The organism is Siansivirga zeaxanthinifaciens CC-SAMT-1 (assembly GCF_000941055.1).
Taxonomy (GTDB): Bacteria; Bacteroidota; Bacteroidia; order Flavobacteriales; family Flavobacteriaceae; genus Siansivirga; species Siansivirga zeaxanthinifaciens.
The window spans coordinates 2640093-2652867 of sequence record NZ_CP007202.1 but is presented as its reverse complement, the minus strand read 5'-3'; the positions used below and the strand labels follow the sequence as shown (position 1 = coordinate 2652867).

Annotated in this window: 12 protein-coding genes; 5 read left to right on the top strand and 7 right to left on the bottom strand. The window is 33.2% G+C overall.

Annotation, left to right across the window (positions count from 1 at the left end; genetic code table 11):
• Window positions 1-86: 86 nt before the first annotated feature.
• From arsC to prfB, 3 genes are all read right to left on the bottom strand, one after another.
• Window positions 87-428 carry an arsenate reductase (glutaredoxin) gene (gene arsC, locus AW14_RS11940; protein WP_044639025.1) on the bottom strand — a complete coding sequence of 114 codons (342 nt, stop codon included), beginning with the start codon at window positions 426-428 and terminating at the stop codon, window positions 87-89.
• On the bottom strand, window positions 428-1045 hold the full coding sequence (locus tag AW14_RS11935; protein ID WP_044639024.1) for an HAD family hydrolase: 618 nt from the start codon (window positions 1043-1045) through the stop codon (window positions 428-430). The genes arsC and AW14_RS11935 overlap by 1 nt, the downstream gene beginning before the upstream one ends.
• A protein-coding gene (gene prfB / locus AW14_RS11930) for a peptide chain release factor 2 (protein WP_154662154.1) occupies window positions 1042-2152 on the bottom strand; the annotation gives its coding sequence in 2 pieces (ribosomal slippage) (window positions 1042-2088 and window positions 2090-2152; 1110 coding nt in all). The genes AW14_RS11935 and prfB overlap by 4 nt, the downstream gene beginning before the upstream one ends.
• A 90-nt stretch (window positions 2153-2242) precedes the next feature.
• Between prfB and AW14_RS11925 the strand changes: the two genes are divergently transcribed.
• The gene (locus AW14_RS11925) at window positions 2243-3268 is read left to right on the top strand and encodes a threonine aldolase family protein (protein ID WP_044639022.1); all 1026 of its coding nucleotides are present in this window, start codon (window positions 2243-2245) and stop codon (window positions 3266-3268) included.
• A gap of 7 nt (window positions 3269-3275) precedes the next feature.
• Here the strand turns inward: AW14_RS11925 and AW14_RS11920 are convergent, their stop codons facing one another.
• Entirely contained in the window at window positions 3276-3590 is a 315-nt protein-coding gene (locus AW14_RS11920) for a YbaB/EbfC family nucleoid-associated protein (protein ID WP_044639021.1), read from the bottom strand.
• 125 nt (window positions 3591-3715) lie between these two features.
• Between AW14_RS11920 and AW14_RS11915 the strand changes: the two genes are divergently transcribed.
• The 3 genes from AW14_RS11915 (at window position 3716) to AW14_RS11905 (ending at window position 8412) form a co-directional block, all read left to right on the top strand.
• Complete coding sequence (locus tag AW14_RS11915) at window positions 3716-5785, top strand: S9 family peptidase (protein WP_044639020.1); 2070 nt, start codon at window positions 3716-3718, stop codon at window positions 5783-5785.
• Window positions 5786-5870: 85 nt separating this feature from the next.
• Window positions 5871-6911, top strand: coding sequence for a PLP-dependent cysteine synthase family protein (locus AW14_RS11910; protein WP_044639019.1), 1041 nt, complete (start codon window positions 5871-5873; stop codon window positions 6909-6911).
• A gap of 241 nt (window positions 6912-7152) precedes the next feature.
• On the top strand, window positions 7153-8412 hold the full coding sequence (locus tag AW14_RS11905) for an aminotransferase class I/II-fold pyridoxal phosphate-dependent enzyme (RefSeq protein ID WP_044639018.1): 1260 nt from the start codon (window positions 7153-7155) through the stop codon (window positions 8410-8412).
• 14 nt (window positions 8413-8426) lie between these two features.
• On the opposite strand, the gene AW14_RS11900 is transcribed toward AW14_RS11905, so the two are convergent.
• The 3 genes from AW14_RS11900 to AW14_RS11890 all read right to left on the bottom strand — a co-directional run bounded on the left by AW14_RS11900 (window position 8427) and on the right by AW14_RS11890 (window position 12315).
• On the bottom strand, window positions 8427-10019 hold the full coding sequence (locus tag AW14_RS11900) for a C1q-like domain-containing protein (RefSeq protein WP_044639017.1): 1593 nt from the start codon (window positions 10017-10019) through the stop codon (window positions 8427-8429).
• Window positions 10020-10163: 144 nt separating this feature from the next.
• A complete protein-coding gene (locus AW14_RS11895; protein WP_044639016.1) occupies window positions 10164-11285 on the bottom strand; it encodes a hypothetical protein in 1122 nt (373 codons plus the stop codon).
• 22 nt (window positions 11286-11307) lie between these two features.
• A complete protein-coding gene (locus tag AW14_RS11890; RefSeq protein WP_044639015.1) occupies window positions 11308-12315 on the bottom strand; it encodes a transporter in 1008 nt (335 codons plus the stop codon).
• Between the two features lie 157 nt (window positions 12316-12472).
• Here AW14_RS11890 and AW14_RS11885 point away from each other — a divergent pair, with 157 nt between their 5' ends.
• The gene (locus AW14_RS11885) at window positions 12473-12757 is read left to right on the top strand and encodes a DUF4834 family protein (protein ID WP_044639014.1); all 285 of its coding nucleotides are present in this window, start codon (window positions 12473-12475) and stop codon (window positions 12755-12757) included.
• The last annotated feature ends 18 nt before the right edge of the window (window positions 12758-12775 follow it).

The window sequence follows — 12775 nt, the reverse complement described above, 5'->3', positions numbered from 1 at the left end:
TGTTTTATGACTACGAAATTAGAGGAAAGTTTAATCGTGCTTGGTTAATATTTTGTTAAAGAATTTATCAATAAGATTAAACAATGTTAAATAATAGTTTCTATAATTTCTGTTGGTCTTCCTATTACAGCTTTATCATTATTTATAACAATAGGTCTTTCAATAAGTTTTGGGTTGTTAATCATGGCCTCAATAATTTGGTTGTCGTTTAAATGTTTATCTTTAAAATCACTTTTCCAAACGGCTTCATTTTTTCTAACTAAATCTATGGGTTTAATTTTTAACAATTTTACAATGTTTTCCAATTCGGCTTTGGTTGGAACATTTTCAAGATATTTAATAACCTCAAATTCTTTTCCTGAAGCTTCTAAAAGGGCTAATCCGTTTCTGGATTTTGTACATCTGTTATTGTGATAAATTTTAATCATTATAAAGCGATATTAAATGTTTTTAGTTGATTGATAAGTGTTTCTGGATCTTTAAAGTGAATTCCATGAATTCCCAATGATTTTGCGGCTTCAATATTTCTTAAATTATCATCAATAAATAAAGAAGTTTCCGGATATATATTAAAACGCTCTAAAGTAATATCGTAAATCGCTTTAAACGGTTTTCTTGTTTTTTCATCACCCGAAACAACAATTCCTTCAAACCAATTTAAAAATTCAAAACGTTTTTGAGCAATAGGAAACGTTTCGCTGCTCCAATTAGTTAAAGCAACGATTTTGTACTTTTTTATCGCCAATAATTGTTTTAAAATAGTTACCGTACCCGATATTTCACCACCTAACATGTTTTCCCAATTGCCGTAAAACAGGCGAATATAATTTTCGTATTCTGGAAATTTTGCAACAAGATCGTTTGTTGCTTGTTCTAATGGATATCCAGCGTCTTGGTTTTCGTTCCAATCGCTGATGCAAATAGTATCGAGAAACCACTTTGTTTTTTCTTTGTCGCCATGAAAGGCTTTTAAGAAAACATATTCGGGATTCCAGTCTATTAAAACCCCACCTAAGTCAAAAATAATTGTTTTTATTAATGTCATAAGTTATTATTGTCTTCTTCTTTTTGTCCCATCATCATGAGATAAGCTTTTAAAAACGGCCCTATTTGACCATCCATAACAGCATCAACATTACTTGTTTCATGGCCTGTCCGCACATCTTTTACCAATTTATAGGGCTGCATTACGTAATTTCTAATTTGGCTACCCCATTCAATTTTCATCTTACCAGCTTCAATATCCTCGCGTTGAGCCATTTGTTTTTGAAGTTCAATTTCATAGAGTTGCGACTTCAGCATTTGCATAGCACGCGATCTGTTATCGTGTTGTGAACGAGTTTCAGAACACTGAATTTGAATACCTGTTGGTTTGTGGGTTAATTGTACTTTGGTTTCAACCTTATTCACATTTTGTCCGCCAGCACCACTAGAACGCGCGGTAGTAATTTCAATATCGGCAGGATTTATTTCAATTTCAATGGTATCATCAACCAACGGGTACACATAAACCGAAGCAAAACTAGTATGGCGTTTCGCGTTACTATCAAATGGCGAAATACGTACCAAACGGTGTACACCATTTTCACCTTTTAACCAACCAAAAGCAAAATCACCTTCAATTTCTAAAGTCACGGTTTTAATACCAGCAACATCGCCTTCCTGAAAGTTGAGTTCTTTCACTTTAAAACCACTTTTTTCGGCATACATTAAATACATACGCATAAGCATGCTCGCCCAATCGCAGCTTTCGGTACCACCTGCACCAGCAGTAATTTGAAGCACCGCGCTTAAACTGTCGCCTTCATCAGACAACATGTTTTTAAATTCGATATCTTCCAGAAGCGTAAAGGCTTTATCGTATTGCGATTCTACTTCTTCTGCAGAAGATTCTCCTTCTTTATAAAAATCGTAAAGTATTTCTAAATCTTCCACTAAAGTTTTCGCCGAATTGTAGTCTTGAACCCATTTTTTATTCACACGAAGTGATTTCATAATGGTTTCGGCAGCTTTTGGATCGTTCCAGAAATTAGGATCGAAACTTTTCTCTTCCTCGTTTTGTATTTCTATTTTTTTTCTATCTAAGTCAAAGATAGTGCCTTAGTTTTTCAAGGCGGGTATTTAGATCTTTAATTTGATCGGAAGTTATCATAATTCCATTTATTTTAAGCAAAAATATAATTTATAAGAGGAGGAAGAAACAATTGTTGCCATAATTTTTTAGTTTTATAAAAAAGTTGAAATGAAAATAGATTTACGAAGCGATACAGTTACCAAACCAACCAAAGCCATGTTAGAAGCGATGATGCAGGCCGAAGTTGGAGACGATGTTTTTAAGGAAGATAGCACAGTTAATATATTAGAAAATCGCTTGGCAACAATGTTTGGAAAAACCGATGCCTTGTTTTTTCCGAGTGGAACCATGGCAAACCAAACGGCCATTAAATTACATACAAATCCAGGCGATCAAGTAATTTGCGATAAATATGCACACATTTATAATTATGAATCTGGAGGCGCATCTTTTAACAGCGGTGTTTCTTGTAAATTAATTGATGGGCATAGAGGCATGTTCACAGCAAAACAAGTTAAGGAAGCCATAAACCCGGATGCTTTTTATTACAGTAAAACAAGTTTAGTTGAAATTGAAAACACAACCAACAAAGGCGGTGGTGCATGTTGGGATTTTGAAGAAATTAAAAAAATTAAACAGGTTTGTATCGAGCACGACTTAGGATTTCATTTAGATGGCGCCCGCATTTGGAATGCCCTGGTTGAAAAACCAGAAACTCCTAAAGATTATGGTGCTGTTTTTAATACTATTTCGGTGTGTTTAAGTAAAGGTTTGGGATGTCCCGTAGGTTCTGTTTTAATAGGTGATGGGCCTATTATGAAAAATGCCATACGTATTCGAAAAATATTTGGTGGCAACATGAGGCAGGTAGGGTATTTGGCGGCTGCTGGCTTGTATGCACTCGACAATCATATCGAACTTTTAAAAGAAGATCATAAAAAAGCGAAAGCAATAGGCGAGGCGCTTAAAAAATTAGCGTTTATAAAATCGGTAGAAACTATTGAAACCAATATTGTTATTTTCGAATTGAATGATGATGTTAATGAAACCCGTTTTATAGAAGAACTTGTTAAAAATAACATACATATTATTAGTATGGGCGGTGGTAAATTACGCATGGTAACGCACCTAGACTATACTAATAATATGCATGAAGTTTTGTTAAAAACGATAGAAAATATTACAATTAAATAGTGAAATACTATTTAAAGAGATCCATTCCTGGAATATTAGGCATGCCTTCTTTAGCAACAGCTGCAAGTTCGGCTTCATTTACATTGGTTGCTTTAGCTATCGCTTTATTTAGTGTAAGTATAAGATAATCTTCTAATTGTTCTTTATCTTCCAATAAATCATCTGCCATTTCAATAGATTTAATATTTCTATTGGCAGTTAAAGTAATTTTTAATTTTCCATCGGCACTAGACTCGTCAATTAAAACAGTATCTAAACGCTTTTTAGTGGCTTCTACTTTTTGTTGGGTTTCTTTCAATTTACCCATTAAATCTCCAAACATAGTTTTAATTTTTTTTGTTATGCAAATTTAAAAATTCAATTATAAAAAGCATTTAAAAGGAAAATGTTTAACATTATTTATCCTGATGGCTTATTTTTGCCCACCCGAAGAATAATTTTCGATAAATGACAGATATAAAACTTAGAGCGCACGCTCCGGTGGCAAAAAAAATAGCCAAAGAATTACGCATTCATAATGATGTTAGAATAGATAATTATTACTGGTTAAACGATCGAGACAATCCAGAAGTTATCGATTATTTAAATGCCGAAAACACCTTTACAAAAAGTGAAATGTTGCATACAGAAGCATTTCAAAAAGATTTATTCGAGGAAATGAAAGCCAGAATAAAGGAAGATGACACATCGGTTCCTTATAAATTAAATGGCTATTGGTATTTAACTCGCTTCGAAAAAGGACAGGATTATCCAATTTACACGCGTAAAAAAGATAGTTTAGATGCTCCTGAAGAAATTTTATTCGATTGTAACGAAATGGCCAAAGGGCATGCTTATTTTAATTTAGGCAGTTTTTCTATTAGTCCAGATAATAAATTAGCCAGTTTTTCAACCGATGTTATTGGCCGTAGACAATATACTATTGAAATTAAAAATTTAGAAACTGGTAAAGTTTATCAAGATAAAATTATAAACACCACCAGCAGTTCTACCTGGGCAAACGATAATGAAACGTTATTTTATTGTATGAAAGATGAAGTAACGCTGAGATCGCATAAAATCTTCACACATAAACTGCATACCTATCCGCAGGACGATATCGAGGTTTATTATGAAAAAGATGAAACATTTGACACTTTTGTATATAAAACGAAGTCGAAAAAATACATCGTTATTGGCGCAACAAGTACTTTGTCTTCAGAATACCGATTTCTAAATGCAGATACACCTGATGGTAAATTCAAATTATTTCAAAAGCGTAAACCAGATTTAGAGTACAGTATTGCACACTATAATGATACGTTTTATATAATTTCTAATGCCGATGGTGCAACAAATTTTAAACTTCAAAAAACACATGAGTGCAAAACCGAGCAAAAGTATTGGGAAGATGTCATTCCGCATCGAAATGCTGTTTTGTTAGAAGACATTGAAATTTTTAAAGATTATTTAGTCGTTAACGAACGTGAAAATGGCTTAAATAACATACGTATTATAAGTTGGGATGGCACAGAAGATTACTACCTGCCATTTCAAAGTGAAACTTACACGGCTTATATAGGTAACAACCCCGATTTCGACAGTGATGTGCTGCGTTATGGTTTTAACTCCTTAACATCGCCAAGCTCGGTTATCGATTATCATTTTAAAACCAAAGAAAGTGAAATTAAAAAGGAGCAGGTTGTCCTTGGTGGCGATTTCAAAAAAGAAGATTACGAGTCGAAACGTGTTTGGGCAACAGCCAGAGATGGCGTAAAAGTGCCCATATCTTTAGTATATAAAAAAGGCACCAAATTAGACGGTACGAGACCGTTATTACAATATGCTTACGGCTCTTATGGCTCAACAATCGATCCTTCTTTTTCCTCGGTACGTTTAAGTTTATTAAATCGCGGATTTATATATGCCATAGCCCACATTCGTGGCGGAGAATATTTAGGTCGTGAGTGGTATGAAAATGGAAAATTGCTAAAAAAATTAAATACATTCTACGATTTTATTGATTGTTCTAAATTTTTAATCGAGCAAAATTATACTTCAGCAAAACATTTATATGCTTATGGAGGGTCTGCTGGCGGATTATTAATTGGGGCTGTTATAAATATGAATCCAGAATTGTATCATGGTGTTTTAGCAGCCGTTCCTTTTGTTGATGTGGTTACCACCATGTTAGATGAAACCATTCCTTTAACAACAGGCGAGTACGACGAATGGGGAAATCCTAACGATTTAGAATACTATAATTACATGAAATCCTATTCGCCTTACGACAATGTTGAAGCTAAAGCATACCCTAACATGTTAGTTACAACAGGATTACACGATTCACAAGTTCAGTATTGGGAACCGGCAAAATGGGTAGCTAAGCTAAGAGACCATAAAACAGATTCAAATAAATTATTGCTTTTTACAGACATGGATGCTGGGCATGGTGGGGCTTCGGGCCGATTTGAAAGCTTAAAAGAAGTTGCATTAGAATATGCTTTTTTATTAGATTTAGAAGGAATTAGCTGTTAATAAAAAAAAAAGTTTTATTTTTGACAGATTTTAGGCTGCAAAAATATTACGTTTTTAATATGAGAGCGGCTTATAAAACGCATTTATGAAACATAGAAATCAGGTTTTTGATAATGTATTAGATTTAATAGGTAAAACGCCACTTATTAAACTTAATAAGATAGTTTCTAACTTTAAAGGGAACTTTTACGCTAAAGTTGAATGTTTCAATCCTGGACACTCTTCTAAAGACAGAATAGCACTTCACATTATAGAACAAGCAGAAAAACAAGGCATTTTAAAACCGGGTGACACCATAATAGAAACGACCTCTGGTAATACAGGGTTCAGTATCGCTATGGTAAGCATCATTAAAGGTTACCAATGTATTTTAGCAGTAAGCTCTAAATCTTCACCAGATAAAATAGACATGTTAAAAACAATGGGAGCGAAGGTATATGTTTGTCCGGCGCATGTTGCTGCCGAAGATCCGAGGTCTTATTATGAAGTAGCAAAACGTTTACACCAAGAAACTAAAGGATCTATTTACATTAATCAATATTTCAACGAGTTAAATATTGATGCACATTATAAGTCTACAGGACCAGAAATTTGGAAACAAACAGAAGGTAAAATTACGCACTTAGTAGCTTGTAGCGGTACAGGTGGCACTATTTCAGGAACTGCTAAATATTTAAAAGAGCAAAACCCTAATATTAAAGTTATAGGTGTTGATGCTTTTGGTTCTGTTATTAAAAAATATCACGAAACTAGAGAGTTTGACGAGAAAGAAATTTACCCATACCGTATAGAAGGATTAGGTAAAAATTTAATTCCAACGGCAACTAATTTCGATTTAATTGATGAGTTTGTAAAAGTTACAGACGAAGAAAGTGCACATACAGCAAGGGAGTTAGCCAGTACAGAAGGCATGTTTGTTGGTTATACATCGGGCGCAGCGATGCAAGCGATTAAGCAGTTAGATGAACAAGGCGAATTTAAGGCTACAGATAATGTTGTTGTTATTTTCCCAGATCACGGTTCTCGCTATATGAGTAAAGTTTTTAGCGATAAATGGATGCAGGAACAAGGCTTCTTTGATAGCGTTAATGAAGCATCAGCACAAAAAATTCAATACGTAAAATAATACGTTTTTAAAAATATTTAAAGAGATAATATTTGTTATTAACAAAATGTTATCTCTTTTTTTTATTTTGTAAATAATTGGAGTACAAAAATTATGTACTAAGAATTTAAATAATTAATTTTGCACGAACTAACTAAGAACAATTACTTTTATAATAATTCAATAAAAACATAGTGGATTTCTCAAAAAGCGATTTTAGTTTGTAGTTATGTCTTAATTTAATAGCAACAAGAATTAATAAATGAAAGATTTATTTGAAAAAATTTATAAAGACAAAGGTCCGTTAGGAAAATGGGCTTCTCAAGCCGAAGGCTATTTTGTTTTTCCTAAATTAGAAGGAGAGATTTCTAACAGAATGAAATTTCAAGGAAAAGAAGTCATTACTTGGAGTATAAATGATTATTTAGGATTAGCAAATCATCCAGAAGTAAGAAAGGTTGATGCTGAAGCAGCCGCGAAATACGGTTCAGCATATCCTATGGGAGCTAGAATGATGTCTGGTCATACAGATTTACATGAAAAGCTTCAAAATGAGTTGGCAGCTTTTGTTAAAAAAGAGGCCGCTTACCTTTTAAATTTTGGCTATCAAGGTATTTTATCTACAATTGATGCATTAGTTGGTAAAGATGATATTATTGTTTACGATGTTGATGCGCATGCTTGTATTATTGATGGTGTTCGCTTACACATGGGTAAACGTTTTACCTACAAACATAACGACGTTGAAAGTTTAGAGAAAAATCTTGAGAGAGCTACTAAAATGGCCGAACAAACAGGAGGCGGTATTTTAGTTATTTCTGAAGGTGTATTTGGAATGCGAGGAGAGCAAGGACGTCTTAAAGAAATTGTTGCTTTAAAAGAAAAATACAATTTTAGATTTTTAGTTGATGATGCTCACGGTTTCGGAACGCTTGGTGCTACTGGAGCAGGAGCAGGAGAAGAGCAAGGAGTACAAGATGGTATCGATGTTTATTTTGCAACCTTTGCAAAATCTATGGCTAGTACAGGTGCTTTTATTGCTGCAGACCAAGAAATAATCGATTATTTAAAATATAATTTACGTTCACAAATGTTTGCTAAGTCATTGCAAATGACTTTAACAGCGGGAGCTTTAAAGCGTTTAGAAATGCTTAAAACCATGCCAGAACTTAAAAATAAGTTATGGGAAAACGTAAATGCATTACAATCGGGTCTTAAAGAACGTGGCTTCGATATAGGAACTACACAAAGTTGTGTAACCCCTGTATATTTAAAAGGAAGTATACCAGAAGCTATGGCTTTAGTTAAAGATTTACGTGAAAATTACGGTATATTCTGTTCTATAGTAGTGTATCCGGTAATTCCAAAAGGGTTAATATTATTACGTTTAATCCCAACGGCTACGCATACTTTAGAAGATGTTAATATTACTTTAGATGCTTTTGATGCTATTAGAGCACGATTAGATAACGGTACTTATAAACGTTTGTCTGCTTCGGTTGCTGCTGCTATGGGACAATAAGACGATCTGAATTATTAGAATAAAAAAAAAATCCGATTCAAATGAATCGGATTTTTTGTTTTAATAAAGTTAATTATTTGTCGAATTCTTTCAATTGTAAAAGTTGTACGTGTATTATTATTTAAAACACTAGTACCTGCGCCTGTTGCAGTAGTATCTACACCTATATATACAGTATCATTTGCTGAAAGTTCTACGATTGCATATATTTGTCTTGTTACTCTTCCGCTTCCAGAATGATTTTGAGTAAAGCTTTCATATAAGGCCCCGTTAACATAAATACCTAAAGTATATGTGGTGGTATTTGTTTGTGTATCAGTAGAAAATTTAGCACTAATGCTGTAGTAACCTTGATTATCAGCTATAAATGAATTAGTTGCTGTGTCAAATTCTCCATTTAAATCAAAGTCAGTTGTATTAAAAAGAAGCTTTTGTGAACCATCTACTAAAGTTTGAGAAGCAGTCATTCTGGCTCGTACTAATGAAAAACTACTCAATGGAGTATTGTTTTGAAAACTTAATTGGCCGTTGCCATCGGTTACTAATATTTGATTTGCAGTACCATCGGCTGTAGGAAAGGCATAACCCGTAGTTGAAGGATTACCAATTTGTAATTCGCCATTTGTTCTTAAAATATTATTATCGAACTCGCCATAAATAAGTGCGTTATCACTGTCGTTATCCGAGTTTTCTATATATAATTTATTGCTACCCGTTTCATCGTATCCAGAACGGTAGCCAATAAAAATGTTTCCAGATTTATTTTCTGCTGTACCGCTTACGTTTACAGCATCATAATCTCCACCGCCTGCCAGTGAGCCTATATAAACATTTTGTTGAGCTGTAACATCCGAGTTACCTGCACCACTTCCTACAAACACATTATTGTCATTATTGTTAGTCGTAACAGAATCAAAATCTAAGCTTTTACCTGCATAATCTCCTAAGGCTGTATTATTATTTCCGTAAACGTTGAGTCTTAATGTTTGATTTCCAAATCCCACATTATTTAATCCGGCAATATTTTTTACTAGTGATAAATTTCCAAATGCAACATTAGATTCTCCAGTCGTATTATTTCTTAAGGCAGAGCTTCCAACAGCTGTATTATTTCTACCTGTGGTATTGTTGGTAAGTGTATTTACTCCAATACCAATATTGTTTTCTCCACTCGTATTACTTTCCAGAGAATTAAAGCCGATGCCTATGTTTTTATTATCTGTAGCATCGTCGGCAGCTCCAGAATTAATACCTAAAAAAATAGAAGAACCGTTGTCTGTACCATCATTATCAGATTTACCATCTAATAAATCATCAATTTTCTTTACAAATGGCACCCAAGCAGGAATAGATTGTTGCCAATAATAAAATCCGCTGGAAACCGAACCTGCTCCCGTAACGTATGCCAACATGCCGTCTTGTGCTATTGTTGGATTAACGGCAGGAAACTCATCGATTCTTGGAATTATTAAACCATCTGTATTTAAAGGCAATAGAGAATCGGAGGCAACTATGTGAAGTTGTGCCTTTGGATTGGTTGTTTTTATACCTACTTGACTAAAAATTAGGTATGGACATAAAAGCATACAATATAAAAATTGTCTCATGTATAGATTCGTTAAGTTAGGGTTGTCAAAAAAATTTTATAAATATTGCAAATAAAATTTAAATATTAAAAGAAAATGATGATTATTGAACTTAATCTTTTAATTTTTAGACCATTAAATCGATGAAATTGATAAAAATCAATTTTATAGGATGCTTTTCTTTAGTGTACAACGTCTTTTATAAACTTCAGGAGAAAAATGTTTCCATATTTGATGAATGGCATAATTGTCTTCTAATTCTGGTGTTCGGTAACAGGTTTCTATTCCTTTTTCGGTAAACGTATTATAATATTCATTAAAAATAACAGCGTGAACACCTTTATTTTGGTAGTCTGGATGGATACCAATTAAATAGAAAATAACATCTTTACTATGTTTTTTCGCGTGTAGAATGTGTCTGAAACCCAAAGGAAATAATTTACCGTTAATTTTCTGTAAAGCCTTAGCGAATCCAGGCATAACAATGGCAAAGCCAATTAAATCATCGTTTTTATCAACTATAAATTTGATGTATTCTGGATTAATAAAACTGATGAATTTCTTTTTAAAATATTGTTTTTGAATATCGGTTATGGCAACAAAAGACGATAATGATGCATAACTCTCGTTAAACAAATCGAACATTTTATCGGCATAAGGCATAACCTCTTCTGTTTTTGTAAATTTTAAGACTCTAAGCTGATATCTTTTTTTAATTAATTCCTGTGCTTTATGAAAGAATTCAGGTTTTACGTTTTTAAAAGGAAATCTGCTTTCTGAGTATTTTTTCTCTACTTTATAACCAGCATTTTCGTAATGTTTTATGTAATACGGATGGTTATACCAGGTAACCATGGGAGCTATGGAATCGAATCCTTCGGTCATAACCCCAACTTTATCTAAATTTGAAAATCCTACAGGCCCTTCAGTAAATTCTAATTGAAGTTGTTTACCAATTTCTTCAACTTTATTGAATAAAGTTTGAGAAACTTCTAAATCGTCAATAAAATCGAACCAACCAAAACGCATCTTTTTAATGGTTTGGTTTTTCACTTCTGACCAATTAATAATAGCTGCAACGCGACCAACAATTTCATTATTTTTATATGCCAAGAAAAGCGTTGCTTCAGCATCATTAAACACAGGGTTTTCTTTTTTGCTAAATGTTTTTAGTTCTTCACGAATAATAGGAGGGACCCAATATTTTGAATCTTTATATAATTTGAATGGAAACTTAACGAATGCTTTTAAATCTTTGTTAGTTTTTACTTCTTTAATTGTTATCATATTCAGTTGGAAGTCCTTTTAATTAGTCGAAATCTACAGCGTCTCTTTTTTGCTTTTTAATGCTATCTTCTTCGGCAGATTTATCTTTTTTGTTTTTCTTTCTAGATTTTCTTTCACCTTCTTCTAAAGCAGAGTTGCCATTATCTATCTCGGTTTCTTTGTCTTTGTGAAAGTCTAATCTGTAAGACATTCCGAAATTAACTCCAAAAACAGATGGCGTATCTTTTGTGTTTAAAGTTACAGCTGTGTCTAATTGAAAATCTTTACTCACTAAATAACCACCTCCCAATCTAAAAAGGTTGTCGGCATAAAAGTCACTTTTTATACCTTGGGTTTCAGCAAAAATGGCCCATTTAGGATTGAAGGAATGCGTTAGGGTAAGAATGTATTCAAAATCGGATTGATCGGTGCCAATTCTATCTTTAATCAGGTTCATTACAAACACCCAGCCACCATTAAAGTTGTGTTGTGTGGCTAACATAACTTTTGGGCTAAATCCTTCAATTCCTGGCGCCGTATATGGGTTGTTTTTGGTGTCGTAATTAGCACCTAAATATATTGATACAGCAGGAATTAATGTTTTCCATTTAAAGCGATGGTTTGCTTTCCAGCTATATAAATTTGGCTTTTCGTCTTCGGCACCTTTGTAGGGATCGTGTATTAAATATTTAGCACCTAAGGTTACAAATTTAAAGTTTGCACGTTTATCATCGGCAGAAATACTAGAGGTGTATGTTTTTGTATCGCTTTGAAATGAACCTTCTACATTTAATTCTAATTGTTCTAATAAAAAACCATATCGCGCTGCAAAATCGACACCAAAACCAGATACTTCATAAGCTGTTATAGGGGTGCGTTTTTCCTTAACTATATAAGGTCCAACCTCGAATTGCGCTACATTGGTACCAACTGAAAAGGCACTTCTTGAAACTCCTGGTCTGTTAGAGTTTATAACATCGGTATATTGAGCAAAAGTGAGATTAATGGTTAAAAAAATGAAGAGGAATAGGGTAGATTTTATTGGGTTCATAATCATTTGTGGATTAGCTTACTGTAAAATAAATTAACTGATATTTTTAAAAATCACCCGTTAAGGCTTTTCAAATATAGATATTTTATACTTTTTTTATCAGTATTCAACGTTTTTTAAACATATAGAATTGTATTTTTGTTAAAAATTATCAAGTATGTTACAACAAGCATCTCTAACAGGTTTGGTTAGAATGATTTTAATAATTCTCCTTATTTATTACGGAGTTAAGATTCTTTCAAGACTTTTTGGACCTTTACTTTTAAAATATATTGCTAAAAAAGCCGAACAAAAATTTGGAGCGCAGTTTGGGCAATTTCAGCAAAGACCTCATGAAAAAAATGTTAAAAAAGAAGGCGAAGTTACCATAGACAAAATGCCTAACATGAAAACTTCAAATAAAGATGTTGGGGAATATGTGGATTACGAAGAAATTGACTAATTTTCGCAATCATTATAA